We start from the raw sequence: 26258 nt of genomic DNA on the forward strand, positions 1-26258 counted from the left end.
GCTGCTGGCTCTTACTTGGCGGGTTGCAGGAATTTCTGGACGTTGCTGGCGTCGACCAGGACGGAGTCCATGAACAGGTAGGGGCCGGCGGCGATGGTTTCCCTGGGTTCCTTCTTCACGACGATGCGGTCGATGGCGTAGATGGCCTTGGTGCCCATCTGCTCGAAGGGAATCATCATGGTGGCGGTGACGAGGCTGTTGGGATCGGCGATGCGGCGATAGGTTTCCGGGCTGCCGTCGACGGACACGAGCGTGATGTCGCCCTTCTTCATGCCCTGGGCCTGCAGCAGATCGTCGATGACATAGGCCTGGCCGTCGAACGAGGCCCAGATGCCCTTGAACTGGCCCTGATGGCGCAGCAGCAGCGCCTGCATGCCGTTGCGCACATCGTCGCGCCAGCTCTGGGTGCGGGCCATGCTGAACTTGGCCAGGTCCTTGACGGCGGTGTTCTCGGTCAGGACGGCATCCAGCATCTTGCCGCGGATGCGGGTGCCGGAGTTGCCGTCGAAGCGGGCGGACAGGATATTGCCCTGGTAGCCCATCTTGCCCAGCATGTAGAGCACGGACTGGGCGCCAGTGGCGTATTCGTTGACCTCGACGTCGAACAGCATGTGGGGGCTGGCGCCGGACATCACGCCGACGACGGGTATGCCCTTCTCTTTGGCGGCCTGCAGCTGCGCATCGGTTTCAACGGGCTTGCCCATGGCGATGACGATGGCGTCGACCTTTTTGTTGACCAGGGTGTCGAGCTGTTCGGCCAGCTTGGGCAGCGACCCTTCGGCGTTCAGCTGGGTCACGGTCCAGCCCTTGGAGCGGGCGGCTTCGGCAGCGGCGTTGGCGACGCGCGCGTGGGTTTCCGAAGACATCTGGAATGCGACGATACCCACATCGAAGGCGTGCGCGGCCGCGCCCATGGCCAGGGCCTGCACCGAAAACGCGGCCAACAGCAGATTGCGCATCAAGGATTTACGCATGGTTCTCTTCCCCTTCCGATCAGAATTTGAAGGCCGCTTTCTTCAGCACGGCCGATGACACCGCGACGGACGCGATGATGATGAAGCCCAGAACGATGTCCTGCACGTAATACGGCGCGCCCATGAGGACCAGGCCGTTGCCCAGCACCTTGAGGATCAGCGCGGCCACCAGCGTGCCAGGTATGTTGGCGTGGCCGGGGTTGAACATGGTCATGCCCAGCAGCACCGCGGCGATGGCGTACAGGAAGTAGTCACCGGCCATGTTGGGCGCGGCCGAAGACAGGCTGGACGTGAGCAGCACGGCCGCCAGCCCCGCGCACAGGCCGGACAGCGCCAGGCCTATGCTTTTCATGGCGCGGATGTTGATGCCGGCCAGCCGCGCGGACTCACCGGCCTCGCCGGTGGCGGTCATGCGGGCGCCGGTGCGGGTCCATTTCACCAAAAAGTAGGCAAGCAGCACGGCGCCCAGCATCCACAACACCAGGGCGGGAACGCCGAAGGGCTTGCCGCGCGCGAGGTCCGTGAAGACGGCGGGCCAGCGGCCGACATAGGACACGCCATCGGTCAACATGAAGGCGAAGCCGCGCGCCATGGCCGCCATGCCCAGCGTCGCGATCAGTGAGGGCACGCGCAGCCGCGTGACGGCGATGCCGTTCACGAGGCCGCACAAAAGGCCTACGCCCAGGCCCGCGCCTATCGCCAGAAGCACCGGCTGACCGGTATGCACCAGGGCGCCCGTGACGACCGCCGCGAGGCTGGCGACGTCGGCCACGGACAGGTCCAGTTCGGCCGTGACCAGCGCCAGCGTGAAGCCGATGGCGATGATGGCCAGGAAGCTGGTTTCCTTGGCGATGTTCAAGAGATTATTGGGTGCCGCGAAATTCGGGGCCGCCAATGCGAAGAAAACCACCAGGACCAATCCCGCGATTGCCGTGCCGTACTTTTCCAGGATGCCGCGCATCGACTCAACCCTTGCTGCGTTTTGCTTGTTATGTGGGCGCGTCGCTGCGCCCCGCTGATGGCGAGGTAGTTTATACCTGGGCCATCAGCCCATGTCGATGCCGGCCAGCGCGCGCGACACGGGCGCCAGCGCGGCTTCCGCGGCGCGGAACTGGCGGTACATGCGGCGATAGGCATGCGCCCGCTCGGCCTGGGGCTCGTAGCGTTGCGCCACGCGCACCAGCGCGTCCTGGGCGGACGCGAAGCTGCCGTAGCGGCCCAGGCCGGTCCAGGCGGCGACCGCCGCGCCCAGCACGCCGGGCTGCTCGGCCTGGCCGACCACCAGCGGACGTTCGCAGATGTCGGCCTTGACCTGGCACCATTGGGCATTGGACGCCGCGCCGCCGCCAAAGCGGATTTCTTCCACGGGACTGCCCAGCGCGCTTTCGGCGCGTTCCAGCACGATGCGGTTGAGGAAGGCCACCCCTTCCAGCACCGCCCAGGCCAAGTCGCCGGGGCCGTGGCGGCGATTCAAGCCCAGGAAGGCGCCGCGCAGATGCGGATCCCAATACGGCACCCGTTCGCCTTGCAGATACGGCAGGAACAGCGCCGGCTGCGGATCGCGCGGCGCGTCGAGCAAGGCGTCCATGGCCTCGCCCACGCCGGCCATGCCTTCGTCGCCCAGGCGGCCCAACAGCGGTAGAAGCCACGCCACCGTATCCGCGCCATTCTGGCCTGGTCCGCCAATCTGGTGATGCCCGCCGCCCCAGTCCACCGTCATTAGGCCTTGGGCCTGCACCGGCTCCGCGCCCACGGCGCCAAAAACTTCGGTGGTGCCGGAGATGTTGTAGGCGTAACCCGGGCGCAATGCGCCCAGGCCAGCCACGGCCGCCCAGGTGTCGTTGGCGCAAGCGACGACAGGACGTCCCGACAGACGCGCCAACGCGCCCGGCAGGCCCGCTTGCACGACACCAACGACCTCCAGCGGGTCGAGCAGGCGCGGCACCCAGGTCGGATCGGCTCCCGCCGCCGTCAACAGGTCGGCGCAGTCGGGCCCGGCCGTCGCCGCTGCCGCCAGCCGCGCCATCGACACGGTGTCGCTCACGGCACGTCCGGTCAGGCGGAAATTCAGGTAATCCTTGGGTTCCAGCACCAGCCGCACTCGCGCCGCGTGTTCGGGTTCGGCGTGCAACAGCCAGGCCACGCGCGCCCACGGATGGAAGGCGTTGATCTGTCCATGTTCGGGATGCGACGACGGCACAGACGCGAGCCATGCTTCCACATCCGCCGCCGCGCGCGTATCGCGCCAGGTGATCGCCGGCCGGATGGCGGCGCCATGCGCATCGATGAAGACCTGCGTGCGCGTGACGCCGCAGATCGCAATGGCCTCCACCGCATTGAAAGCGGCGTCCGCCTGCGCCGCCAGCGCATCGGCCAGGGCTTGCAGCCCGCGCCACCAGTCATCGGCGTCGATCTCGTCCCAGCCCGGATGGGCGGCAGGACTGGCACGCGCCGGACTTTCGATGAAACACGAATGCGCGATGCCGCCGCGATCGTCCACCAACGCGGCGCGAAAGCGCGTGCCACCCAGATCCACCGCCAGGACGTAGCTCATGCCGGCACCTGCATCAGGCGGATCTGGCCGCACCCGGGCTGCATGGCCCGCAGCGGGCGGAGGGTCTGGATATCAAGCATGGGAAGCGACTTCTGCGTGATCGGATAGCTGTCGGAACGGGCGTTCCGGCATAGGTAAATTGTAGTCCTGTCAGGGCTCGCGCGCAGCGTTCGCGTCGGGCGTCGCTGCACCGCAGCACCGGAAATCCTATCAATTGATTATTTCTGTTCAGGTGACATGGGCGGCGAGCGTGGGACAGAATGGCCCACACCCGGAGGAGACAGCCGGGGCCATGAAAACCATCAAGAACGCATGCGCAAGCGCGCAGCCCGAGGCCCATGAAAAAGTCCAGGAACAAGGTCATCATCACCTGCGCCATTACCGGATCGGTCCACACGCCGTCGATGTCGCCCCATCTGCCCGTCACGCCCGACGAGATCGCGCAATCCGCGCTGGATGCCGCCCAGGCTGGCGCCGCCATCGTGCATCTGCACGCGCGCCAGCCCGATACCGGGCAGCCGACCCAGGATCCCGCGCTGTATGCGCAGTTCCTGCCCCGCATCAAGAACGCTTCGGACGTGGTGATCAACATCACCACGGGCGGCTCGCCCGTGTTGCCGCTGGCCGACCGCATGGCGCCGGCGCTGCAATTCAAGCCCGAGGTCGCCTCGCTGAACATGGGGTCGATGAACTTCGGCATGTACGAACTGCTGGAGCGCTTCAAGGAGTTCAAGCACGCCTGGGAACGTCCCTATCTCGAAGGCAGCAATGACCTGATCTTCAAGAACACCTTCAAGGACATCGAGCGCATCCTGACCTCGTGCGGCGACAACGGCACGCGCTTCGAGATCGAGTGCTACGACATCGGGCACCTGTACACCGCCGCGCACTTCGTCGACCGTAAGCTGCTCAAGCCTCCATTCCTGATCCAGTCCGTATTCGGCATACGCGGCGGCATCGGCACGCATCCCGAAGACGTGATGATGATGAAGCGCACCGCGGACCGGCTGTTCGGCGACGACTACATCTGGTCGGTGCTGGCCGCGGGACGCAAGCAGACGCCGCTGGCGACGATGGCAGCGACCCTGGGCGGCAACGTGCGCGTGGGCCTGGAGGACTCGCTGTGGGACGGGCCGGGAGAACTGGCGCGCTCGAACGCGGACCAGGTGCGGCGGATCCGCCGCATCCTGGAAGACCTTTCACTACAGATTGCCACGCCCGACGAGGCGCGCGAAACGCTGCAATTGAAGGGCCGCGACAACGTCGCGTTCTGAACCAGATCCATTCAGTGGGGAGACCAGACATGAAAAAGACATTGTGCGCAGCCGCGCTCGCGACGCTGTTGGGGACTGCCGGCATGGCGCAAGCCGACGACGGCGTGATCCGCATCGGCTTCATCACCGACATGTCCGGCCTGTCGGCGGACGCCGACGGCCCGGGCGGCGCCGAGGCGATCAAGATGGCGGTGGCGGACCTGGGCGGCGTGGTTGCCGGGAAGAAGGTCGAGGTGCTGGTGGCAGATCACCAGAACCGGGCCGACATCGCCTCGTCCCGGGCGCGTGAATGGCTGGACCAGAAAGGCGTGAACATGCTGATTGCGGGCGCCAATTCGGCGGCGGCGCTGGCGATGGCGAAAGTGGCCGAAGAAAAGAAGACGCCGTTCTTCGTGGTGAGCGCGGGCGCCTCCGAGCTGACGAATTCGCAATGCACGCCCTACACCGTGCACTATGTGTACGACACGGTTTCGCTGGCGCGCGGCACGGCCCGGGCGATGATGAAGGAAGGCAACAAGGATTGGTACTTCCTGACGGTGGACCATGCCTTCGGACACGCGCTGGAGCGCGATGCGTCAGCGGTGGTGCAGGCCGACGGCGGCAACGTCAAGGGGCGGGTCCGGCATCCGCTGAACGCGGCGGATTTCTCTTCCTTCATCCTGCAGGCGCAAGCATCCGGCGCATCGGTACTGGGGCTGGCGAACTCGGCCAGCGACACCAGCAATGCCGTCAAGGCCGCCAATGAATTCGGCCTGACGCCGAAGATGAAGATCGCGGGCCTGCTGGTATTGATCACGGACGTGCACGCGCTGGGGCTGCAAGCCGCGCAGAACATGTACCTGACCACGGCCTGGTACTGGGACCAGGATGATGCCTCGCGCAAGTGGGCCGCGCGCTTCGAAACCACCATGAAGAAAAAGCCGTCGATGCTGCAGGCCGGCGACTATTCCGCCGCCACCACCTATCTGAAGGCGGTGGAAGCCACCAAGAGCACCGATGGCGACACCATCATGAAATGGCTGAAGGCGAATCCGGTCAACGACTTCTTCGTGAAGGACGGCAAGATCCGCGCCGATGGCCTGATGGTGCACGACATGTTCCTGATGCAGGTAAAGAGCCCGGCGGAGTCGAAGGCGCCCTGGGATTACTACAAGCTGGTGGCCCGGGTGCCGGGCGACCAGGTCTATACCTCGCCGGCGGAATCGACCTGCCGTTTGATGAAGCCCTGAGGCGTAACGACAAGGATCTGGCATGACTGTGAAGAACGCTGTTCCCGGGGACATTTCCGCGTTGCCCGTGGACCTATCGGGCAAGCGCGTCATCGTGACCGCGGGCGCCGCCGGCATCGGCGCGGCAATCGCCGGCGCATTCGCGGACCGCGGCGCCAGCGTACACATCTGCGATGTGGATGAGCAGGCGCTGGCGGCCAGCCCTCACCCCTGGTCGCGCGCCGACGTGAGCCGGCGCGAAGAGATCGATCGCTACATGCAGGAAGCGCTGGCGCAGCTGGGCGGCCTGGACGTGCTGGTCAACAACGCGGGCATCGCCGGCCCCACGGCGGGCATCGCGGACATCCAGCCACAGGAGCTGGATGCAACGCTGGACATCAATCTGGCATCGCAATTCCACACGGTGCGCCATGCGCTGCCGGCGCTGCGCGCGTCGGGCGGCGGCAGCATCATCAACATCAGTTCGGTGGCTGGCCGCATGGGCATCCCCATGCGCACGCCCTACGCCGCGACCAAGTGGGGCGTGGTGGGCTTGACGCGTTCGCTCGCGGTCGAGCTCGGCAGCTATGGCATCCGCGTCAACGCGTTGCTGCCGGGTTTGGTGGCCGGGCCACGGATCGACCGCGTGATCGAGGCGCGCGCCAGGAACATGGGCCTGACCGTGGAAGAAGAGACCCGGCTGGAGTTGGCTGGCGTCAGCCTGCGGCAGTTCGTGCGGGCCGCCGACATCGCCAACATGGCGCTGTTCCTGGCCAGCCCCTTCGGGGCGATGATCAGCGGGCAGGCGATCAGCATAGACGGCGACCTGCAATCGCTGCCCTGGCAGCCGCCGGCAGAGTAAGGCCGCGGCCTACTCCAGCAACTGGACCGTATGGGCATAGACGCCCTGGCGGCGGTCCTGCGCCGTGGCGCGCAGGGCGTCCAGCAGCCGCGCGGCCAGGTCCTGGCCGCGCTCTTCCTTGCGGGTGATGAGGTAGAAATCGAACCACTGCCGCGACGCCAGAGGCCGGGCCACCAGATCGGGATACGCCATCACGATGTCCCAGGCGGACAGCGCATTGACCAGGCTGATGCCCCGGACCGCCCGCACCGTGCCCGGCAGCAGAGACATGTGCGCTCGCATGCCGGAGCTCAGCAACAGCGTATCCGCGATGTCGCCCTGGGCCACTACATAGTCGGACCACAAGGGTTTCACGTAGGTGTCTGGCGGAATATCCGCCGCCGCGATGGTGTCGCGCGCCGCCAAGGGATGATCGCGATGCGCGATGGCCATGACGTCGGCTCGCAGGAACGGCGTGAACGCCAGGCGGGCGCTGTCGCGTTCCACCGCGCCCAGGCCGAAGTCCGCGCGCATGGTTTCGACCGCGCTGATGGCCTGCACGGATGATTCGATATCTATGGAAAAAGGCCGGGTGCCGTTGGCGTCCAGGTAGCGCCGCACCGCGTCGGGCGCGTAACCCAGCGCCAGCGCGGGCGAAGACGCGATGCGCAGGCCGCGCCCGCCGAATTGTTCAATGCTGTGCAGGGCCTCGTCGATGCGGACCAGTTCATCCAGCACGAATTTGGCCTCGCTGTAGAGGTACTGGCCGGCCTCGGTGGGGCGCAAGGTCTTGTGGGACCGGTCGAACAGCTGCACGCCGGTCGCGCCTTCCAGGCGGGATATCGCGTGACTGACCGCCGGCTGCGTCAGGTGCATGGACTGCGCAGCCTGCCGGGTCGATCCGGTCATGACCACCGCGTAGAAAATGCGCAGGTCGTGAATATTGAAATTGCGCTTCATGCGGCGCGAGCCTCCCTGGGTGGTCGGTTGCCCGACTGCGCCCGGCCGGGCGTCGATGGCCGGCCTGCGCGAGGCCTTCTTGTAGCCCAGACCGCCGCTAGTGTCGAACCTGGAGCGGGGACAGCGCGGGCCTGGCCTGCGGCGCCTGCCGGACCCGTTCAATCTGCGGCGAAGTCCATTTGCCTTCCAGCAGCGCGGGCTTGGGCCAGTAGTACCGCAACGTGACCATGAAGGGCCCGGCCGGCGCGGGCAGCCAGTTGGACTCCTTGCCCTTGCCTGGCGACTCCGGCTGGATGTAGATCGTGATGCCGCCATCGCGGTCGCGCTTGAGCGACGGCAGCATGGACGAATTGATCAGGTAACGCTTGAGCGGATTGGATGCCAACAACTGTTCGGGCAGGCGATACATGGTCATGGACCAGAATGCATTGACGGGCGGCAGGCTGCGCGGGGCGAAGCGCAAGGTGTATTGGTTGCGGCCGTCCAGCGGCTGGCCTGTGCTGTCGTTCTCCAGCACGGGATAGAGCGCTTCCTCGCGGCTGTTGCCGCCGATGCCGACCTGCGTGCCGGTGGCGCGCGCGAGGTAATCGTTCTTCAGTGTGTTGCGGTCGCCGAACAACCGGTCGGTCTTGCCGTTCAGGGCCTCGCGGTTCTTGTCGATGTCGTTCTGGCCGTCGTGCATGCCTTCCTGCAAGGCGCGGCGCAATGCGGGATTCATGCTATTGAAGTCGAACTCCTGGCCCGGTTCCAGGCCGATGCTGGAAAAACGTTCGCGCAACGATTGTTCCGAAGGATGGGCCGGCGCGAACTGCAGCAGGAAGGCAAGCTGGTTGTAGAACTCCAGCGAACTGCGCATCTGCGCCGAAGGCTCGGGCGCTATCCAGTCCACCGCCGGCGCCGGCTCGGGCGCGCGCTGCTTGCGGTAGGCGGACAGCGTCTGGATCTTGTAGCGCGACTGGATGCGCTTGACGTTGGGCAGGTCGCCCGCGTTAAAGAGTTGCGTGCGCCCGACCAGATTGACCAGGTCGGTCTCCGACCTGATCACCTTGGTTATGCCGGCCGGCGCCTTGCCCTTCCAGCGCGGGCCGGCCACCAGGAACCGGCCGCCGCCATTGCCCGTGCTGCGGCTGCCGATGTAGGCGAAGTTGTAGGTGTACAGGTCCATCAGCTGCAGCACGAAGTAGCGGCGCGGCTCCATGGCGGGCACGGTGATGACCACGGGCTCGGTCCGCAGGTCCAGCACCGCGAAGGTGTACGGCGTGTCGGCGTTGGGTGTAACGAAGGCGGTGTCGTCGGGCGTGAAGACGCGCGCAACGTTGTTGACCGTATTGAACGGGCCCTTGTACTGGGGGTTGTTCTTGTCAATGCTGAAGGCATGCATGGTCTGGTAGCTTGCGACCATGGGCGTGCCGTAGAGATAGGCCTCGCGGGCGATGCCGCGCGCCTGCTGCGCCGTGACGCCGTCGATGCCGACCGATTGCGAGCCGCTCGCATCGTGGGAGTTGAATACGCATCCCGCCAGTCCGCCCGCCAGCGCGGCCGCAACGGCCAGGCGCGCCAACATCAGCGCCGGACCGACGCTGCGGCCCTTGGTGGAAAATCCAGTGCTACTCTGGCTATCGCGCATCCGGTGCTCCAACACAACACTGCGTGAGGTTGGCGACGCCCATGCGGCCGGCATCGCATTCAAAGCGTAAATTCCGGGGAATTCTGGCATATTTCCCGGCGATGTAGAAGAAACGGCGAGCCCGAACAGGAACAGCACCAGCCCATGCATACGCTAGATACGGCCGCGGAATACCCGCAGATGAACATACGCGCGTCCTCTTACTTCGTGCTGCAGGCGGCGCATACGTGCACGCGATGCGGCGAAGAAACGCCGGCGCACGCCCTGGCCGTGCCGCCCGGCCACCAATGCACCGAAGCCGACATCGAGCTGGATGAAGCCGATGCCGACAGCCCCGGGCTGAGCCCCACTGCATTCAGCACATGGCTGTTCAGCCCGCCGCAATGGCTGGATATTGCCGACCCCGCGCTGATTTCCCAGACCTGGCTACTGTCGCCCACAGTGACGCAGACCATGCAGGCGCTGTCTCCCGGCTACCGCCAGAACCCCGACAACCAGGGGCAATGGACCAACTTTTGCGCCCATTGCGGCAGGCCGATATGGGAGGGCGATCTGTATCCGAAACCGGGCCAGGCTTTCAGCCCCGCGGACGCCGAGGCCGCCGCGCGGATCCAGGTCCGCACGGTGGACGAACCATTCGAGGCCTACTACGGCATGTGCTGGACAGCCAACTACCGCAACAAGTGGCCGCTGTTCGCCCGCCTGGGCTACGAATACAGCGAGGCGGACTGACGACGGGCACGGCCCGCCCTGCCTAGCGGGACGCCTTGCCCGCCACGAACTCCAGCCCCTGTCTGGCCACGTCGAACACAGGGTAGGCCAAGGACTGCATCTTGATCATGGTGTCCAGCACCGCCGTCAGCACGGGTTGCCCGCCACCGGCCTGCGTCCAAGCCTGATAGGTGGGATGCGAGGTCAGCGGCGTGCTGATGGCCGCGCGCGCCAGCAGGCAGACCAGCAGCACCGCGGCCAGCAGCGCCCCCGCCTTGAGCAGCGGACTCCTGAAGCGCCAGCCGCTCGCAAGCTGCGCGAGCAGCAGGCCGGTCTTGCCGATGTGGACCAGCGCGCCCAGCAGCGACAGCGTCAGGGCGAACACGGGTGCGATCATGGCTTCATAGGCCTTCCTGCCTTCGGCCTCGCGCTTGCCGCCGGCGCCGTAGTCGCGGGCCTGGCTGCGGTAGTCCTGCAAGCGGTCCATGGTGCGGCCGGCCAGCACCGGCTGGTAGTAGCGCTTGTTGAATTCATCCGCCGAGATCACGGCCAGCGTCAGGCGCGCCACCTTGTCCGGATAGCCCAACCCCGCGCGCCATTTCTTCTGCACGACCGGATGCGCGGCAAACGCCTCCAGCCCCAGGTTGAGCGGCATGCCTTCCAGTTCGCGTTGCAGCGCCTCGTTCATCTGCTTGCGGTACTTCTGCTGAGCCAGGCGCACGAAGTAGGCCTTATCGCCGGTGCGCCAGGAGTCTGGCACGTCCAGTCCCATCTTGCGCACTTCGTCCCGCACGCGCGGCGCCACGAAGCCGGGCACCAGCTCGCCGCTGCGGTCGCGCAGGCGGGCGCGACCCCACTTGCGGTTCTTGGCGTCCAGCCGGTCCAGGTAGCGTTCCCAATCGCGCTCGGCGCGCGCCGGAATTTGCGCCAGTTCTTTCTGGTGGTTCTGGATGCCGCGCTCGTAGAAGTATTTGTGGCGGCCGCGGATATCTTCCTGGCTATCGACGAAACGCTGGTACTCCGCGTCCCGCCCGCCCACGTTCTGTTCGATCACGGCGCGCACCACCTCGGGCGCGATCGCCATGGTCTGCCGGCGCGCCGCGTCGGATTGCGCGGCCATGTAGGACACTACGCCCACGAAAGCCTTGCCGGCCACCGACTGCGCGTTCTCGTCGGCCCAAAGCCCATCGAGCATGCTGGCGCTGACGGTGCCGGTCGCCAGCCCTTGGCGCAGCAAGGCGCCGGTGACGGCGGCGGCACGGCTTTCGGCGGTGGAGCTGTCCACCAGGGCGTCGATCAGCTTGCGCTCCCCCTGATACACCGCGGTGATGATGGCCAGCGACACGACGATCAACAACGGCACTGTGACCCGCCATCGGCGGATGCGCGCGAAGATGACGGGCCAGAACAGCAGGGCCACCGCAAAGCCGGAAATCAGGCGTCCCCATGCCTCGGCCGTGTCCACGCGGTTGCTGGCGTTTTCGGACATCACGTCCAGCAGCCAGGCGCTGAAGCTGAATTCGATGTAGAGATACAGCAGCGTGACCACGGTCAGGACGCGCAGGCCGCGGGCCTTGGGATCGCGCGTCAGGAAGCGCTGGCGCAGGCGCTGCCAGCGGGTGGGCGGTGGACTGGGGGTTTGGGTGGCCTGCTTTATCTTGGCTGCGAGATTTCGTCTCAGCGCCTCGATCGACACTTCACTCATGGGGGAATTCTTGGGTTGCTATGACCGGAGACGGCAGTCTGCCATCCCGCCTGCCTGCCGGTAAGCGGGAATACGCCGCGACTCGCGGCGAAGATCAGCGTTTAGGCGGCCTGAGCCTGAGCTTCGAGCCGTTGGACCGGAATCGCCACGATGGCGCTTTCGCTGGCGGAAGCATCCGTGGTCAAGTGCTGGATCAGGTCCACGGTGGTGGACCGGCGGGTCAGCATCAGGCAGGTGACTTCCTCGTCCATGACGCGCGTGGCGTGCCAGCAGCCCGGACGCATGCAGACGCCCTGCCCCTGCGGCACGCGGAATGCCGCCAGCGTGGCCAGGTCCGGACTGCCGTCAGCCGCGCTGCGCGCCACGACCTGGATGATCTCGCCCGTCAGCGGCACAATGGCCTGCTGCGTCAGCAGATGCTTTTCCAGGCTGGAGATTTCAAAGGACTGGCTGCGATAGTTGACCCACAGCAGCTCGGCGTCGCCGCCGGCGCCGGTATTGAACTGGTGCTCCTGCCAGAAGTCGGTGTCCTGGTTGGAGAACAGGGGTACGCCGTTGCCGTCCGGCATGGGCTTGCCCAACATCCAGCCGTAGGCCTTGAAGGCGTCCGGTGTCAGATCGTTGATGTCCAGCTGTTTTTCGCTCGTCATGCGGAACCCTGTGATGGCTTGGTCGCGCCGCCGCGCTTGGGAAACTCGGCGTCGTAGTCGAATTCGCCGCGCGCGATGGCCTCGAGTATGGCGGCCCGCCGGTCGGCGGCGCGCTTGAGGTTGGCAGCGGTGGGCTTGACGCGGATGCGTTCGACGCAATGCCGGCCTTCATAGAAGAAGCCGATCTCGATGGAAGACTCGGACGCGGGCCTGACCCCGTCGAATCCCTGGCGCATCGCCCTCTCCTGTTATAGCCGATGAAGATGCACATGATATCGCTTTACACTGGCCCGACCTCCCTCACCCCAGGAAGCGCAACATGACTACCAATCTGTCGTCGCACTATCTCCTGCTGGACGCCTCGGGCACTTGCTCCGCCGTCGAAGGCGGAAACGCCTTCTGGTCGCAACCCGAAAAGGAACTGGAACGGTTCGGCCTCGGCTGGCTGGTGTCCGAGTACGCCTTCGAGAGAGACTGGCCGCAATGGGAAATGCACCCGCAGGCCGACGAGGTCGTGCGCCTGATCGAAGGCGCCGCGGAATTGCGGCTGGAATGGCCGACGGGCGAGCAAGCCGTGCGGATGCAGGCGGGCGACGCCTATGTGATCCCCAAGGGCATCTGGCACACGCTCAAGGTGGCCGGTCCCTGTCGCATGCTGCACATCACCATGGGCGCGGGCACGCAGCACCGGCCGCTGTAGGCCGCCCGTCGTAGGCTGCCCTCTATCCGGCCGCGCCCGCGGCGCGCACGCGGGAAATCTCGCGGTCGTCTATCGGCCAATGCAGCGCCGCCGACAACACGCCCAGCGCCATCGCACCCAGCCAGATCAGGTCATAGGACCCGGTGGCCTCGAACACCACGCCGCCCAGCCACACGCCCAGGAAGGAGCCGAGCTGGTGGCCGAAGAACACGAAGCCGAACAGGGTCGTGATGTAGCGCACGCCAAACACCTGCGAGATCAGGCCATTGGTCAGCGGCACCGTGCCCAGCCAGACAAAGCCCATGACCGCCGCAAACACGTATACGGTCCATGACGACAGCGGCAGCAGCACGAACAGTGCGATGGCGGCCGTGCGCAGCAGGTAGATGCCGGCCAGCAGGTACTTGCGGCGGTGGCGTCCGCCCAGGACGCCGCAGACATAGGTACCCATGACGTTGGTCAGCGCGATGATGGCCAGCGCCGCCACCGCGTCGGACGCGCGCAGGCCCTTGTCCATCAAGTAGGCGGGCAGGTGCGTGCCGATGAAGGCCAGCTGGAAGCCGCAGGCCAGGAAACCCAGGTTCAGCAACCAGAAGCCAGGTTGGGCAAAGGCTTCGCGTATGGCTGCGGACATGGACAGCCCCGCCTCGCCCGCGGACGCGCCCTGCTCCCGGCCGGGAGACTCCCGCAACGGCCAAGCCAAGGGCAGCAGCACGGCCAGCGCCAGCGCGAACGACAGCAAGGCCGCGACCCAGCCCCAGCCGCTGATCAGCCAATGCGCGGCCGGCACCATGGTGAACTGGCCCAGGCCGCCCACGGCGCCCGCCACGCCCAGCGCCCAGCTGCGGCGTTCGGGCGCCACCAGCCGGCTGAGCGCGCCATAGATCGCGGCGAACGCGGTGCCGGACAGCGCGATGCCTATGCATACTCCTGCAGTCCACAGAAACCCTGCGGGCGTAGCGGCATGCGCCATGCCCACCAGCCCCAGCGCATAGAACACCAGCCCGCCCGCGATCACCTTGGCCGAACCGTAGCGGTCGGCAATCATGCCGGTAAAGGGCTGGGCCACGCCCCAGGTCAGGTTCTGCACCGCCAGCGCCATGGCGAAGGTCTCGCGGCTCCAGCCCCGGTCCATCGTGACGGGCAGCAGGAACAGGCCCTGCACGTGGCGCACGCCCAGCGCCAGGCCCATGATGACGCCGCCAGCCAGGACCAGCAGCAACAGCTGAGAAGCATCCAGTGAAGACTTGCGCAGGACGGGCATGGCGGACCTCGGCAGTGGAACGTCGCCTGCGTGCAAGCAGGCACCGGCGTCCATTACAGGGCCGCCGGGCGCACGCATCAACCGATTATTTTTTGTCCGCTGCATGCATGGCGGGAATGCCATCGCAGTCCTGAAACCCGCGCTTTCCGGGCAGCGGCAGCGGTGTTGTTAACGGTTTGTTTTCTACAGTTACATTTGCCGTGCAATTGCAGGCTGACGCTGGTTACAGTGCTGCCTTTCCCATCATTCTTGGCAGGCATACGACCATGTGGCACGCCCAGCCCGGCCTTTACGCTTGCGCGGTTGCAGCCCGCGCCGCTGCACGATGAAGACCCCGCTCGCCCTCAAACCGCTGGCGCTGGCCGTGGCGCTGGCCGCCCTGCCCGCCGTCCCCGGCGCGGCGCAAGCCAGGTCCAATTGGATCGACCAGTGTGCCCCTGGCTACAACGAATACAACGGCGCCAACCTGGAATGCCAGCAGGCCTTCCATGAAGGCCTGGCCGCGGTGCTGACCGGGTCGGCCGATGACGACGCCGGACGCTGGGGCTATCTCGACAAGCGAGGCCGCATGGCCATCGCGCCGTCCTTCCGGGAGGCCAAGTCCTTTCAGAACGGCCTGGCCGCCGTGAACCAGGATGGGCTATGGGGCTATATCGATACGCAAGGGCAATGGGCGATCAAGCCGCGCTTTTCCGAGGCGACGGGCTTTAACGCCGAGGGCACCGCGCTGGCCGAGGAAGACGGGCACGACGTGCTGATCGACCGCAAGGGCAACATCGTCAAGACCTTCGAGCTGGGCACGCGTTCCTGGGGCTTCCAACGGGGGCAGAAGCTGGCATCGATGGAGATGCCCATGCCGCCGCGCCTGTTCAACACTGTAACCGGCAAGGCGACGGCGCTGCCCGCCGGCGTCATGGCGCTGGCTGCGCCCAGCGGCGGCTACCTGCCTGCCCAGTTGCGCGATTCGCGCTACAGCGGCTGGTGGGGCCTGCTGGACGAGCAGGCCCGCTGGGCGATCGCACCGGACGTGTTGCGCGCCCGCGAACCCGCGCTGCGCGACGGCGACGTGCTGGCGGTGAACCGCGACGCGGGCTGGACGTTCGTCGATCCGCGCGGCAAGACCATCCACAAGCAGCGCTACGAGCACGTGCAGCTGGCGGGGCCGGGGCTGTGGCTGGTCAAGCAGAAAGGCGCGGGCAAAGCGCTGCTGTTGAACGGCAAGCTCGGCGTCCAGCATGCATTCAAGGGCAATTACATCGGCCTGGATGAACGCGAGGGCTGGCGCGTCATGATCGATGACGACGCCGTACTGCTGATCGACCCCGCCGGCAACTTCCGCAAGATAGACGCGCGCAATGGCCGCGTGCAGCTGAGCAACGGGCAGGCCTGGGTGACGGCATCCCTGCCTCCGCGCGCCGTGGATATGGCGGTCGATGCTGCCGCGGCAGCCGATGCCGCAGCAGCCGGCGCCGCCGCGGTCGCTGATGATGGCCCCGGCGAGGCGGTAGAGGCCTCGGCCGACGCCGCAGTTGCCGCGCAGGAAGCGGTCGCCGCAGCAGCCGCCGCCTCGGAAGCCGAGACCGTGGCCGTCGACGTCGCCACGCCTGCCGCAATGGACGTAGCAGCCGCTGCAGTGGACGCCTCCGCAGCCGCCATGCAAGCGACGAGCGCGGATGCCGCTCCCGACACCGGCGGCGGCCTGCTGCAGATCTATACGCGCGAAGGCAAGCCGCTGCTGGACGCAGACACCCTCGCTCGCCTGCAGGATTACGACATCAGGCCTTTTTCCGCCCGCGAGTCCGCCCACGGCCGGGCCAGCGCGGACAGCCTGCCGCTGGCCCTGTTGCGGCCGCTGGACTATACGCAGCCTCTCGGCATCCTGACGGCCAAGGGCAAGATCGTGACCAACCCGGACTGGGAGGACATGTCCAGCTACGACGTGTCCATGCCCTTGCCCGTGCGCGCCGCCAACGGCAAATATGGCGCTATCGATGCCGACGGCAACTGGTCGGTGCCGCCCCGCTACAGCGTCATCCATCCGTTCCGCGGCGGCTACGCGCAGGCGGCCTCGGGACGCAGCCGCAGTGACGGCGACCAGCTGATCGACGCCCGCGGCAAGGCCGTCGCGGTCCCGGCCGAGGTGCTGGACGGCGCCAGGTACTTCGACGGCGAACTGATCCAGTACCGCGCGCCGGACGAAAACCGCGAGAACCGCTGGGGCATCTGGAACGTCGCCAAGGGCGCGCCCGCCGTCAAGCCCGTGTACGAAAGCATGGAGAAGTTCGAAGACGACTGGGCCAAGGTCCAGCAGCAGGATCGCTGGGGCGTCATGAACCGCGAAGGAAAATGGGTCGTGCCCGCCACGCAGGAGAGCTCGTACAAGCTCGAGTATCTGGGCAACGGCCTCATGCTGGTCGAGGACAACGCTTCCGGACAGCGCGCCCGCAGCTCTTTCGATACCACCTACCGCTTGGTGAACCTGCGTACCGGCAAGTCCAGCGAGCCCGTGACCGGCAAGCCGGAGCGCCTGAAGGACGGACGCTACCTGGGCGCGCTGGCGAGCGGAGGAACCATGGTGTTCGACGCACAGGGCGGCGCCACGCGCGTCTCCGACGGCCGGGCCAAGCGCACGGAGCTGTACCAGCACTGGCTCTACATCGAACATGACGACCGCGAGGGCGCCATCGACGCGCGCGGCAACATGAAGGTCCCGGCCATCTATGGCGAGTTCAATCCCTTCTTCGCGCAGCCCGAGGGACTGGCGCGCGCCTACACCGGCTCCAGCTACCGCGTGATCGACCAGGACGGCAAGACCGTGCTGGGTAAGCTGGGCGACGGCTCGCCGCTGGCAACCATGCAGCGCATCGTGTTCCACGACTCGGAAAATTCCGTCAGCATCATGACGGACCTGCAAGGCCGCGAGATCACGCGCATCGACGGCACCTACAGCGTGGAAGACCGCAGCGCCAACGAAGGCGTGGCGCCCTATCGCAGCCGCTCGGGCAATGGCAGGCATGGCTTCATCGATGCCAGCGGCAAGCGCATCGTGGGACCGCACTTCGACACGCTGGGCCCGCTGAACAACGGCCTGGCGGTGGCGCGCCGCCTGCAGTATTCCGGCACGCTATATGGCTACATCGACCTGACGGGACGCTATGCGATTCCGCCCGTCTTTACCTGGGCCGGCAACTTCAGCGAGGAACGCGCGCTGGTCCGCAGCAACCATCAGGGCCGGAACACGCAGTACATCGACACCAAGGGCGTGCCCATCGCCACGTTCACCGAGGTATGCGACACGGTAACCATCCTGGACGACCAGGGCAGGATTACCTGGCCGCAGCAGAAAATGGATTGCCCCGTGGCCGACAAGTTCGAACTCGCCCCCGACAACGCCAAAGCGAAACAACCATGAAGTCACGCGCGATACGCACCACCCGCCTTGCCTGCGCCCTGGCCGCGCTGGGCGCGTCCCTGTCGGCGCATGCGCAATACTCGTACTGCATCGATGAGAAGCCGTATAGCGTCGCGGCCGACGACGATATCAGTCCCTACGCCAACGGCTGCATCCGCACGCTGGCGGACCAGCGCGCCGCAGTGCTGCTGCCGTCCGCGCTGGTGAACATCGACCGCGTGCCGCGCGATCATTCGCTGCGCCGCCATGCCTGGGGCTTCCTGGACCAGAACGGCCGGCTGGCGATTTCGCCCATCTTCGAGGCGGTGGGCGATTTCCGTCACGGCCTGGCCGCGGTGAAATGGAAAGGCAAGTGGGGCTTCATCGACGCCAAAGGCCGGATGGCGGTGCCGCCGCGCTACGACGCCGTGCAGGACTATGCCGAGATCGGCCTGACCGTGGCCGTGCTGGACGGCCGCTATCTCTTGATCGACCGCAAGGGCCAGCCGGTGGGCGAACCGATGGACGAAGGGGTGCAGTCCTTGCACGTGGGCGCGGGCGTGCCGGCGCTGGCGACGGTGGAGTACAAGCCGGAATACCGCTCCAGCACCGGCGAACGCCGCTACAGCGACGCCGATGTCAGCATCTTCAAGTCCTATGGCAACGGCCTGTATATCGCCATCAACAAGGAAGGCCGGTACGGCCTGGTGGACCGGGACTGGAAATGGGTGATCGAGCCCAACTATCAGGACATCTCGGTGCCGGGCGAAGACGGCTCGATGGCCGTCGCCTATGGCGACGGCGATGCGCTGCTGCTGGACCGCGACGGCAAGCCCGTGGGCGCGGACCAGGGCTACCGCAGCCTGAGGCCCGTGACCAAGGCATTCTGGAGCGCCGAGCTCGGCCGCAATTCCTATGTCGTGCTGGACAGCGGCGGCAAGCCCGTCGTCACGCTCAAGTCCGCCGAGGCGCAGGAATCACAGCGCCACGGCGATGCCATCGTCTACCCCTCGGGCGGCAAGCAGATGGCGCTGGTTCCGGGGCGCGCGGAGCCGCTGACGCTGGGCGCGGGCCTGTTCGTGGCCGAGGACCAGAACGGCTACGTGCTGTTCTCGAACGAGGAACGCGTGCCGGTTGGCCTGTTGACGCCGACGGGCAACTGGCTGCACGGCGAAACGGCTCCCGCCTGGCTCAAGGACACCGGCAGGATGGTGGTCAGCCAGGGCAAGCTGTGGCTGTTCAAGCAGGAAGGCGAACTGCTCAACGTGCTGAACGATGAAGGCCGCCTGCTGCTCAAGCCCGAAACCGTGGAAGCCGCCAAGAGCCGCTCGCTCAAGGAGCTGCCGCTGGACATACCCGGCAGCGCACTGGGCCTGCTGGCCCAGGACCACTGCCAATGCACCGAGGACGGCGCCGGCCTGCTGTTGGCCGACGGCGGCATTGCCTCCGACTCGGCCTGGCGCAGCATCATCCCGCTGGACGGATCCGACGAGGATTACGACACGCAGGCGGATGCGGAAGCCGCAGGACTCAAGGCGGAGCAGTTGCGCTACGCCGCCCAGACCGCCGCGGGCCTGCTGCTGCTCGATGCCATGGGCAAGCCCATGGATCTGCCCGCGCAGCAGCACATCGGGCCGTTCCGCCATGGCTATGCGCCGGCCTACGCCGATGGCGTGAGCCGCATGCTGGACCGCAACGGCAAGACCTACGACCTGCCCCGCGATTTCTTCGAGGCGCAGATCGTCGCCCCCGGCGTGGTCCGCTACCTCAAGACCGCGGCCGAGGGCTCGCCCTGGGGCCTGTACGACTTCGTCGCCGGCAAGGAAATCGCCGCGCCCGCGTTCCAGGACATCGGCCTTTTCCTGGACGGCCAGGCGGTCGCCTCGCTGGGCCAGGACCGCGTCGGGGTGATCGACCTGCAAGGCAAGTGGATCGTGCCGCCCAGCCATCACAGCGCCGAACGCATCGCCGCCAAGATCTGGAAGCTGCGCCAGGCCGGCCCGCAGCAGGAAGAGTACGAACGTCCCGCCGCCGTCTTCAACGCCAAAGGCCGCGCACTGACCGCCTTCCGGCCCAAGCTCTCGGTCGGCGTGGACAGCGACGGCGCCATTGCGGCCAGCGACGACAAGCACCGCTGGACCATTGCGCCTGACGGCTCGGAAGCGGTCGACATGGAAGACGCGGACTACGTGCGCATGGGCGACTGGACGGTGCTGCGCCGCCAGCCGCGCCAGGGCTATCTGGACAGTCAAGGACAATGGCAGATCGCACCGCTGTCCGCCACTGCCGGCACCTTCCGCGGCGAGCCCGCCCGCGCCCTGCTGACGGGCGAAGACGGTCCGCGCCTGATCGACGACCAAGGCAAGACCGTGACCGCGCTGCCCGCCGGCGAATGGCGCTGGCCGCAGGGCTCCGACATGCTGCTGCGGCATTACTACGCGGGCAACCGGGAGATGACCGACTACACCGGCCTGGACGGCAAGAAGCGGCTCTCCGTCGAGGGGCTTGCGTCAGCCTATTCCGAAGGCCGCGCGGTAACACGCGTGTCCAACCGCGGCATGCGCGCGCTGGACGGCAAGGGCGCCCTGGCCGGTCCCGCGTTCGACGCGCTGGGCCCGCTGCGCGAGGGCCTGGCGCCGGTCGGCATCGATAGCGGCTACGGTTACGTGGACGCGCAGGGCAAGCTCGCGATCGCCGCGGATTACCGGGCGGTCGCGCCGTTCAGCAACGGCCGCGCGGTGGTGTCCACGGTGGAGCAGTCGATGATCATCGACGCCTCCGGCAAGCAGGTGGCGCGGGTGGAAATGGTATGCGGCATGCGCACGCTGTATGGTTCGCACAACCAGCGGCTGTGGCCGCTGAGCCTGCCCAGCCGCTGCACCCGCTAGCGCCGCGCGCCTACTGCGCGTCCAGCGCCAGGTAGCGGCGCGTCTGCACGATCTCTTCCCGCTCCTTGAAGCTGGTGAGTTGATCGGCCAGCGCGCTGCTGTCGCCCGTCTGCTTGATCGCCGCCAGCGTGGCCTGCATGGCGTGGATGGCGGCGCGCTGCAGGTCCGACGGAATGATCGCCAGGCGGTAGCCCATGGCCGCCAGGTCGGCCAGCGGCGTGAGCGGCGTCTTGCCGCCGTAGAACATGTTGATGAGCTTTAGGCCCGGCAGGCGTTCGGCGATGGCGCGGATCTGCTCCAGCGTCTCGGGCGCTTCCACGAAGATCATGTCCGCGCCCGCCTTCAGGTAGCGTTCGGCGCGCGACAGCGCGGCCTCGAAGCCTTCGACGGCGATGGCGTCGGTGCGGGCGATCACCAGCGCATCGGGGTCGCTCAGGGTCTGCCGCGCGATGTGCACCTTGCGGCACATTTCCTCGGCGGGAACCAGGCTCTTGTCGTCCAGGTGGCCGCAGCGCTTGGGAAAGGACTGGTCTTCGATATGGAAGGCCGCCACGCCGGCGCGCTCCATGATGCGCACCGTGCGCTCCACGTTGGCCGAGCCGCCGAAGCCGGTATCGGCATCGGCCACCACCGGCAAGCCGCTGGCGTCCACGATCTTTTCCACGCGGTCCATGACCTCGGTAAAGCTGAGCAGGCCGATGTCCGGATAGCCGGCCGCGCGGGCGATGGCGCCGCCGCTGGCGTAGACAGCGGAAAAACCCGCGGCGGCCACCAGACGCGCGGACATGCCGTCATAAGCGCCGGGCGCCACGACGATGTCGCGGGCCAGGTGCTGGCGCAACAGGGTGCTGGGTTTGATGGGGGCATTCATGCGGATTCCTTTGCGGGTGTCGTCGATGTATGCATGATCGGCGCGTCGCAATAGAATGTCCAATATATGGAAAATTGATAATCAATACTTTAAAAGTACAGATATGGAACTGCGCCATCTGCGTTACTTCGTCGCCACCGCCGAGGCCCAGCACTTCACCCGCGCCGCGGAACAGCTGGGCATGGCGCAGCCGCCGCTGTCGCAGCAGATCCGCCAGCTGGAGCAGGAAGTCGGCACGCCGCTGTTCGATCGCACCGGCCGCGGCGTCGCGCTGAACGATGCCGGACGCGCCTTCCTGGTCTGCGCGCAGGATATCCTGCAACGCGCCGAGGCCGCCGTGCGTACGGCGCAGCGGGCCGCGCGCGGCGAAGTCGGCGAACTGACATTGGGATTCACGGAGTCCGCGTCCTTCAGCGGCGTGGTGACGGAACTGATACGGCAGTACCGGCAGCGCTATCCGGACGTGGAAATGACGCTGTCGCAGGGCGATAGCGAAACGCTGGTGGCGCGGCTGCGCAGCGGCGCGATCGACGCGGCCTTCGTGCGGCCGCCCTTCGCGCTGGACGGCGGCCTGGCGTTCACGCAACTGGCGCAGGAACCGCTGGTGGTGGCGCTGCCGCTGGGCCATGCATTGGCGCGGCGCAAGCGGCTGGCGCCCGCCGATCTGGAGCAGGAACGCTTCATCCTGTATTCGCGCAAATCCGGCTATGGACTCAGCGCCGACATCATGGCGGCCTGCCGCCAACATGGGCTGAATCCGCAGATCGGCCAGCGCGCGCCGCAACTGTCGTCAGCGGTGAACCTGGTGGCGGCGGGCATGGGCGTGGCCATCGTGCCGGAATCGCTGCGCCATCTGCGTCCCGACGGCGTGGTGTACCGCCCCTTCGCGCTGGACTGGCCGCGCGCGGTGCTGGGCCTGGCGGTGCGCGAACAGGGCGCGGGCGGGCGCGTGCGCAATCTGCTGGCGTTGGCTGGCGGCTGAAGGTCTTTATCCCCTTGCCAGCCTACGCATCGATTCAGCCTTCGTGCGATTCGTGCACGGCCACGGCGCCGCGTTTCCAGTAGCTGGCGGCGCGGATGCGGCTCTTGTCGACGCCGTGCTGCGCCACCATGATTTCCCGCACCGCCTTGGCCGCGGCCGATTCCGCGGCCACCCAGGCATAGCCCTCACCCGGCGGCAGCGTCAGCTCGCGCGCGGCTTCCAGCAACAGGGTGCTGTAGCCCGGCGCGGTGCCGTTGCGATGCAGCCAGCGCACCGAAGCCTGCGCCGCGGTGGCCAGCGGGATTTCATTGGAGGCATCCGGCACTTCGATCAGCACCAGCGCCTGCGCGCTGGCCGGCAGCTCTTCCAGGCGGCGGGCGATGGCGGGCAAGGCGGTTTCATCGCCGATCAGCACATGCCAGTCGAAGCCCGTCGGCACGACGAAGGAGCCGCGCGGCCCGCCTATGCCCAGTTGCTGGCCGGGTTCGGCCTGTTCAGCCCAGGTGGACGCGGGGCCGTCGCCGTGCAGCACGAAATCGATGACGAGTTCCTTGCGCGCCGCGTCGAAAAAGCGCGGCGTGTAGTCGCGGGCGGCGGGCTTGGGCGCGCCTTCGGGGAACTTGATGCCGTCCGGAGTCACGGCCGGCAGCGCCGGCGGCAAGGACGGATCGGCGGGAAAGAACAGCTTCACGTGGTCGTCGAACGAGGCGGACACGAAGTCCTGCAGCTCGTCGCCGGTGAAGGTGACGCGGGCCATCAGGCCGGCGACGCGTTCGACGCTGGCCACGGTCAGCGTGCGCATCTTCAGGTTGTGGCGGACGCGTTCGACATTCAGGTCGTTGCGGGTCATGGATACTCCAGGAATAAGGTCTTCAGGAACAGGCCTGGCCATTGATGTCCTCAGTGGCGCGGGCCAGGATGGCCGCGATGCGCCGCTGCTCCGCGGGCGAGGCGTCGGTGCGGTCCAGCAGCGCGCGCTTGAGCGCCTGGCGCGCGGCCACGAATTCGGGCAGCCAGCCGGTGGCGGTGTCTTCGCCTTCGGGGCCCACGTTGCGCGGCTGGCCGCTCCAGGCCTGGCGCATCCAGTCCATCTTGCGCGCCACGTGCTTGAGCTTGTTGAACATCAGCGCCAGGCGTTCGCGGTTGCCGTCCAGATGCGCGCGGCCCGGCTCCGCCAGGTGATAGCGCTTCTTCGCGCCCTCTTGCTCGACGGTGGCGTAGCCCAGCTCTTCCAGATAGGTCAGCGCGGGATACACCATGCCGGGGCTCGGCGTGTAGAAGCCGTTGCTGAGCGCGCCCAGCGCCTTGATCAGCTCGTAGCCGTGGCTGGGGTTCTTTTCCAGCAGGCCCAGCAGCATCAGTTGCAGGTCGTCGGCGCTGACTTTGCGGCTGCGGGTCCAGCCGCGGCCGTCATCGCCGAAACCGCCGCCGAAGCCGCCGCCTTCGCCGCGCTCGTCGGCCGGACCGGAGAACCAGTCGCCGCCCGCGCCGGCATGGCGCTGATGGTGGCCATGGCCCTCGCCGTGATGGCGGTGGTGCGCATGAGGATGATGGGAATGGGAATGACCGTGGCGGCCCTGCGGCTTCTGGCGGGCTCGGCGCACGAATGCGGTAAGGAATTGGGCATCACGCATGGTTTACCTCCGGTGTCTATCGTACGAGTTATATCTTACGACATATATCTTACGATATACCTGCGATAGTCCAGCCGTCAAGCGCGACGTTCGATCACCCCAGCCGCGATCCCTCCCACAATGAGCGCCATGCCCGCCAGCAGCGAGGCGCTGACCGGCTCATCCAGGAACACGGCCGCGCATAGCAGACCGAACACGGGCACGCCCAACAGTCCGATGGCAGTCACGCCCGCGGGCAATGCACGATTTACATTCACGGCAGCCCAGTGCGCCACCGCGATGCCGAACACGCCGGCATACCCCAGCAACCACGCCAGGTCCGCGCTCCACTCCACTCGCGGCGGGCCTTCGGCGGCATAGGCCACGGCCGACAGCACAACCGAAGCCAACAGGGCTTGCCATAGCGCGAGTTCGAACGGCGGCGTGACCCAGCGGTGCGCACGCACGTAGACGATGTTGGCCGCCCAGCACAGCGCCGCCAGCAGGATCAGGCCATTGCCCAGCAAGGCATCGCGATTGGTCCAGTCGAAGGCCAGCGGATTGAAGATGACGGCCAGGCCCAAGAGGCCCAGCGCCAATCCGGCTTGCCGCGCGCGGCCCACGGATTCACCCAGAAAGAGCCAGGCTCCGGGGATCACCCACAGCGGCGTGGTGTAGGCCAGCACGGCCGAGCGGCCCGCCGGCACGTACAGCATGCCCAGGCTGACCAGCGCGGCGAAGGCGCCCATATGCAGCAGCCCCACGCTGAAGATTACGGGAAGGTCGGCCTTGACCGGCCGCGCCACGCGGCGCAGCGCGAGTCCCAGCGCCAGCAATGCGGCCGTGCCAGCGATGCTGCGCGCGGCCGCCGCCCAGATGGGCGTCATGTGCTGCAACAGCAGTTTGTTGACGATCCAGGTAAAGCCCCAGGCCAGCACCACCACGCCCAACAGCAGCAAGGCGTGACGGCGGGAAAGCGTGGCGGTGGACATGGACGGAGGATGCGTCCGCCAGGACGCAGGAATGCGGCGAAGACCCGACTATAGGAGCCGCGCGCGGCCGCGCCGTAGACCCACGGCGCGCCTATTCGCTGGTGCCACGCGCGGCCTTGGCACGCCGCGTCGCCGCGGCTCGCAGCCAGCGTTCGAAATCCGCCGCCTTCGCTTCATCCGGCGCGGGCGCGTAGACCACCAGCCGCAAGTGCCGGCTCTCGTCCACCGACAAGGTCGAATGCTCGAACGCCAGCGCGCCCAGGGCCGGCAGGCTCAGGCTGCGCAGCCCCATGCAGGAGCCGTGCACATCGTGTTCGCGCCACCAGGTCTTGAAGTCGGGCGACACGCGCTCCAGTTCGTCCACCAGCTCCCCGACGTCTGGCGCCTGGCCGGCGCTGGCGAAATCCCGCCGGAACGTGGACAGCATGGCGGGCGCTTGCGCCGGCCAGTCCACGAACAGTTCGCGCATCGCCGGATCCGCGAACAACATCCACAGCAGATTCCTGCGCCCCGGCGCCTGCGCGGAAAAATTGAACACGCGGTCCGCGGCCGCGTTCCACACCACCACATCCCAACGCAGATTGAGCACGTAGGCGGGGCGCGCGGGCAGGTCGTCCATCAGGCGGCGTACCTGCGCGGGCACCGTGCACCAGGTGCGGCCCGGTTCCGACGGCGGGCGCTGATGCGCCAGCAGGTAGAGGTGGCGGCGCTCGGCCGCGTCCAGCTTCAACACGCGCGCCAGGTTTTCCAGGAAGCCCGCCGACACGCTGATGTTGCGGCCCTGTTCGAACCAGGTGTACCAGGCCAGGCCCACGCCGGCCAGCGCGGCGACTTCCTCGCGGCGCAAGCCCGGCGTGCGCCGGCGGCCGCCGGCGGGCAGCCCCAGTTCGGCGGGACTGAGCCGTTCGCGGCGCAGCCGCAGGAACTCGGACAGATCGGCGCGGGTGCGCTCCAGGCGCTTCGGGGCTACGGTTGCGGTCATGAGTCTATTGCACCCAGTAATAGCATAAGCAGCTAAATTGTATAAGGCTAAAAGCCTCTCCAGAATAGCGT

The 26258-nt window shown here is 67.1% G+C and carries 22 protein-coding genes; 8 read left to right on the forward strand and 14 right to left on the reverse strand.

Annotated features, from left to right (window positions below; genetic code table 11):
• Positions 1-11: 11 nt before the first annotated feature.
• From ACZ5YA_RS19245 to ACZ5YA_RS19255, 3 genes are all read right to left on the reverse strand, one after another.
• On the reverse strand, positions 12-974 hold the full coding sequence (locus ACZ5YA_RS19245; protein ID WP_118931473.1) for a sugar ABC transporter substrate-binding protein: 963 nt from the start codon (positions 972-974) through the stop codon (positions 12-14).
• A 19-nt stretch (positions 975-993) separates the two neighbouring features.
• Positions 994-1935, reverse strand: a complete 942-nt coding sequence (locus ACZ5YA_RS19250; RefSeq protein ID WP_059373952.1) for an ABC transporter permease — start codon at positions 1933-1935, stop codon at positions 994-996.
• Positions 1936-2019: 84 nt separating this feature from the next.
• Complete coding sequence (locus ACZ5YA_RS19255; RefSeq protein ID WP_464091088.1) at positions 2020-3528, reverse strand: xylulokinase; 1509 nt, start codon at positions 3526-3528, stop codon at positions 2020-2022.
• Positions 3529-3866: 338 nt separating this feature from the next.
• Here ACZ5YA_RS19255 and kce point away from each other — a divergent pair, with 338 nt between their 5' ends.
• Genes kce through ACZ5YA_RS19270 form a run of 3 tightly spaced genes read left to right on the forward strand, consistent with a single transcriptional unit; the run spans position 3867 to position 6872 of the window.
• The gene (kce, locus tag ACZ5YA_RS19260) at positions 3867-4802 is read left to right on the forward strand and encodes a 3,5-dioxohexanoate:acetyl-CoA acetone transferase (protein WP_059373954.1); all 936 of its coding nucleotides are present in this window, start codon (positions 3867-3869) and stop codon (positions 4800-4802) included.
• Positions 4803-4831: 29 nt separating this feature from the next.
• On the forward strand, positions 4832-6031 hold the full coding sequence (locus ACZ5YA_RS19265; RefSeq protein ID WP_280015962.1) for an ABC transporter substrate-binding protein: 1200 nt from the start codon (positions 4832-4834) through the stop codon (positions 6029-6031).
• A 22-nt stretch (positions 6032-6053) separates the two neighbouring features.
• Complete coding sequence (locus tag ACZ5YA_RS19270) at positions 6054-6872, forward strand: SDR family oxidoreductase (protein ID WP_464091089.1); 819 nt, start codon at positions 6054-6056, stop codon at positions 6870-6872.
• Positions 6873-6881: 9 nt separating this feature from the next.
• Here ACZ5YA_RS19270 and ACZ5YA_RS19275 read toward each other — a convergent pair whose 3' ends face one another.
• Together ACZ5YA_RS19275 and ACZ5YA_RS19280 are read right to left on the reverse strand one after the other, a co-directional pair.
• On the reverse strand, positions 6882-7811 hold the full coding sequence (locus ACZ5YA_RS19275) for a LysR family transcriptional regulator (protein WP_118931467.1): 930 nt from the start codon (positions 7809-7811) through the stop codon (positions 6882-6884).
• Between the two features lie 97 nt (positions 7812-7908).
• The gene (locus ACZ5YA_RS19280) at positions 7909-9438 is read right to left on the reverse strand and encodes a DUF1254 domain-containing protein (RefSeq protein WP_464091090.1); all 1530 of its coding nucleotides are present in this window, start codon (positions 9436-9438) and stop codon (positions 7909-7911) included.
• Positions 9439-9582: 144 nt separating this feature from the next.
• Here ACZ5YA_RS19280 and ACZ5YA_RS19285 point away from each other — a divergent pair, with 144 nt between their 5' ends.
• A complete protein-coding gene (locus ACZ5YA_RS19285) occupies positions 9583-10170 on the forward strand; it encodes a hypothetical protein (protein WP_464091091.1) in 588 nt (195 codons plus the stop codon).
• Between the two features lie 22 nt (positions 10171-10192).
• Here ACZ5YA_RS19285 and ACZ5YA_RS19290 read toward each other — a convergent pair whose 3' ends face one another.
• The 3 genes from ACZ5YA_RS19290 to ACZ5YA_RS19300 all read right to left on the reverse strand — a co-directional run bounded on the left by ACZ5YA_RS19290 (position 10193) and on the right by ACZ5YA_RS19300 (position 12740).
• Positions 10193-11854: a hypothetical protein gene (locus ACZ5YA_RS19290; RefSeq protein WP_464091092.1), complete on the reverse strand. Its 1662-nt coding sequence runs from the start codon at positions 11852-11854 to the stop codon at positions 10193-10195.
• Between the two features lie 101 nt (positions 11855-11955).
• A complete protein-coding gene (locus ACZ5YA_RS19295; RefSeq protein WP_464091093.1) occupies positions 11956-12504 on the reverse strand; it encodes an ureidoglycolate lyase in 549 nt (182 codons plus the stop codon).
• Positions 12501-12740, reverse strand: coding sequence for an Arm DNA-binding domain-containing protein (locus ACZ5YA_RS19300; RefSeq protein ID WP_059373961.1), 240 nt, complete (start codon positions 12738-12740; stop codon positions 12501-12503). Before ACZ5YA_RS19300 ends, ACZ5YA_RS19295 begins: the two co-directional genes overlap by 4 nt.
• Positions 12741-12823: 83 nt before the next feature.
• On the opposite strand from ACZ5YA_RS19300, the gene ACZ5YA_RS19305 reads away from it, so the two are divergent.
• Positions 12824-13204, forward strand: a complete 381-nt coding sequence (locus ACZ5YA_RS19305) for a cupin domain-containing protein (protein ID WP_059373962.1) — start codon at positions 12824-12826, stop codon at positions 13202-13204.
• Positions 13205-13226: 22 nt separating this feature from the next.
• Here the strand turns inward: ACZ5YA_RS19305 and ACZ5YA_RS19310 are convergent, their stop codons facing one another.
• The gene (locus tag ACZ5YA_RS19310; RefSeq protein WP_464091094.1) at positions 13227-14468 is read right to left on the reverse strand and encodes an MFS transporter; all 1242 of its coding nucleotides are present in this window, start codon (positions 14466-14468) and stop codon (positions 13227-13229) included.
• A gap of 325 nt (positions 14469-14793) precedes the next feature.
• Between ACZ5YA_RS19310 and ACZ5YA_RS19315 the strand changes: the two genes are divergently transcribed.
• Together ACZ5YA_RS19315 and ACZ5YA_RS19320 are read left to right on the forward strand one after the other, a co-directional pair.
• Positions 14794-17880, forward strand: a complete 3087-nt coding sequence (locus tag ACZ5YA_RS19315) for a WG repeat-containing protein (RefSeq protein WP_464091095.1) — start codon at positions 14794-14796, stop codon at positions 17878-17880.
• A complete protein-coding gene (locus tag ACZ5YA_RS19320) occupies positions 17877-20747 on the forward strand; it encodes a WG repeat-containing protein (RefSeq protein ID WP_464091096.1) in 2871 nt (956 codons plus the stop codon). Before ACZ5YA_RS19315 ends, ACZ5YA_RS19320 begins: the two co-directional genes overlap by 4 nt.
• 10 nt (positions 20748-20757) lie before the next feature.
• Here the strand turns inward: ACZ5YA_RS19320 and ACZ5YA_RS19325 are convergent, their stop codons facing one another.
• Positions 20758-21618, reverse strand: a complete 861-nt coding sequence (locus ACZ5YA_RS19325; RefSeq protein WP_118931461.1) for an isocitrate lyase/PEP mutase family protein — start codon at positions 21616-21618, stop codon at positions 20758-20760.
• A 103-nt stretch (positions 21619-21721) separates the two neighbouring features.
• On the opposite strand from ACZ5YA_RS19325, the gene ACZ5YA_RS19330 reads away from it, so the two are divergent.
• A complete protein-coding gene (locus ACZ5YA_RS19330) occupies positions 21722-22600 on the forward strand; it encodes a LysR family transcriptional regulator (protein WP_464091097.1) in 879 nt (292 codons plus the stop codon).
• Positions 22601-22634: 34 nt separating this feature from the next.
• Here ACZ5YA_RS19330 and ACZ5YA_RS19335 read toward each other — a convergent pair whose 3' ends face one another.
• The 4 genes from ACZ5YA_RS19335 to ACZ5YA_RS19350 all read right to left on the reverse strand — a co-directional run bounded on the left by ACZ5YA_RS19335 (position 22635) and on the right by ACZ5YA_RS19350 (position 26187).
• Positions 22635-23450 (reverse strand): siderophore-interacting protein, encoded by an 816-nt coding sequence (locus ACZ5YA_RS19335; protein WP_118931460.1) that lies wholly within the window; start codon positions 23448-23450, stop codon positions 22635-22637.
• Between the two features lie 22 nt (positions 23451-23472).
• Entirely contained in the window at positions 23473-24234 is a 762-nt protein-coding gene (locus ACZ5YA_RS19340) for a PadR family transcriptional regulator (protein WP_223283274.1), read from the reverse strand.
• Positions 24235-24311: 77 nt separating this feature from the next.
• Positions 24312-25205, reverse strand: coding sequence for a DMT family transporter (locus ACZ5YA_RS19345; RefSeq protein ID WP_464091098.1), 894 nt, complete (start codon positions 25203-25205; stop codon positions 24312-24314).
• Between the two features lie 91 nt (positions 25206-25296).
• The gene (locus ACZ5YA_RS19350) at positions 25297-26187 is read right to left on the reverse strand and encodes a helix-turn-helix transcriptional regulator (protein WP_464091099.1); all 891 of its coding nucleotides are present in this window, start codon (positions 26185-26187) and stop codon (positions 25297-25299) included.
• Positions 26188-26258: the final 71 nt, after the last annotated feature.

The sequence above is a fragment of the Achromobacter sp. JCM 18799 genome (assembly GCF_055395645.1).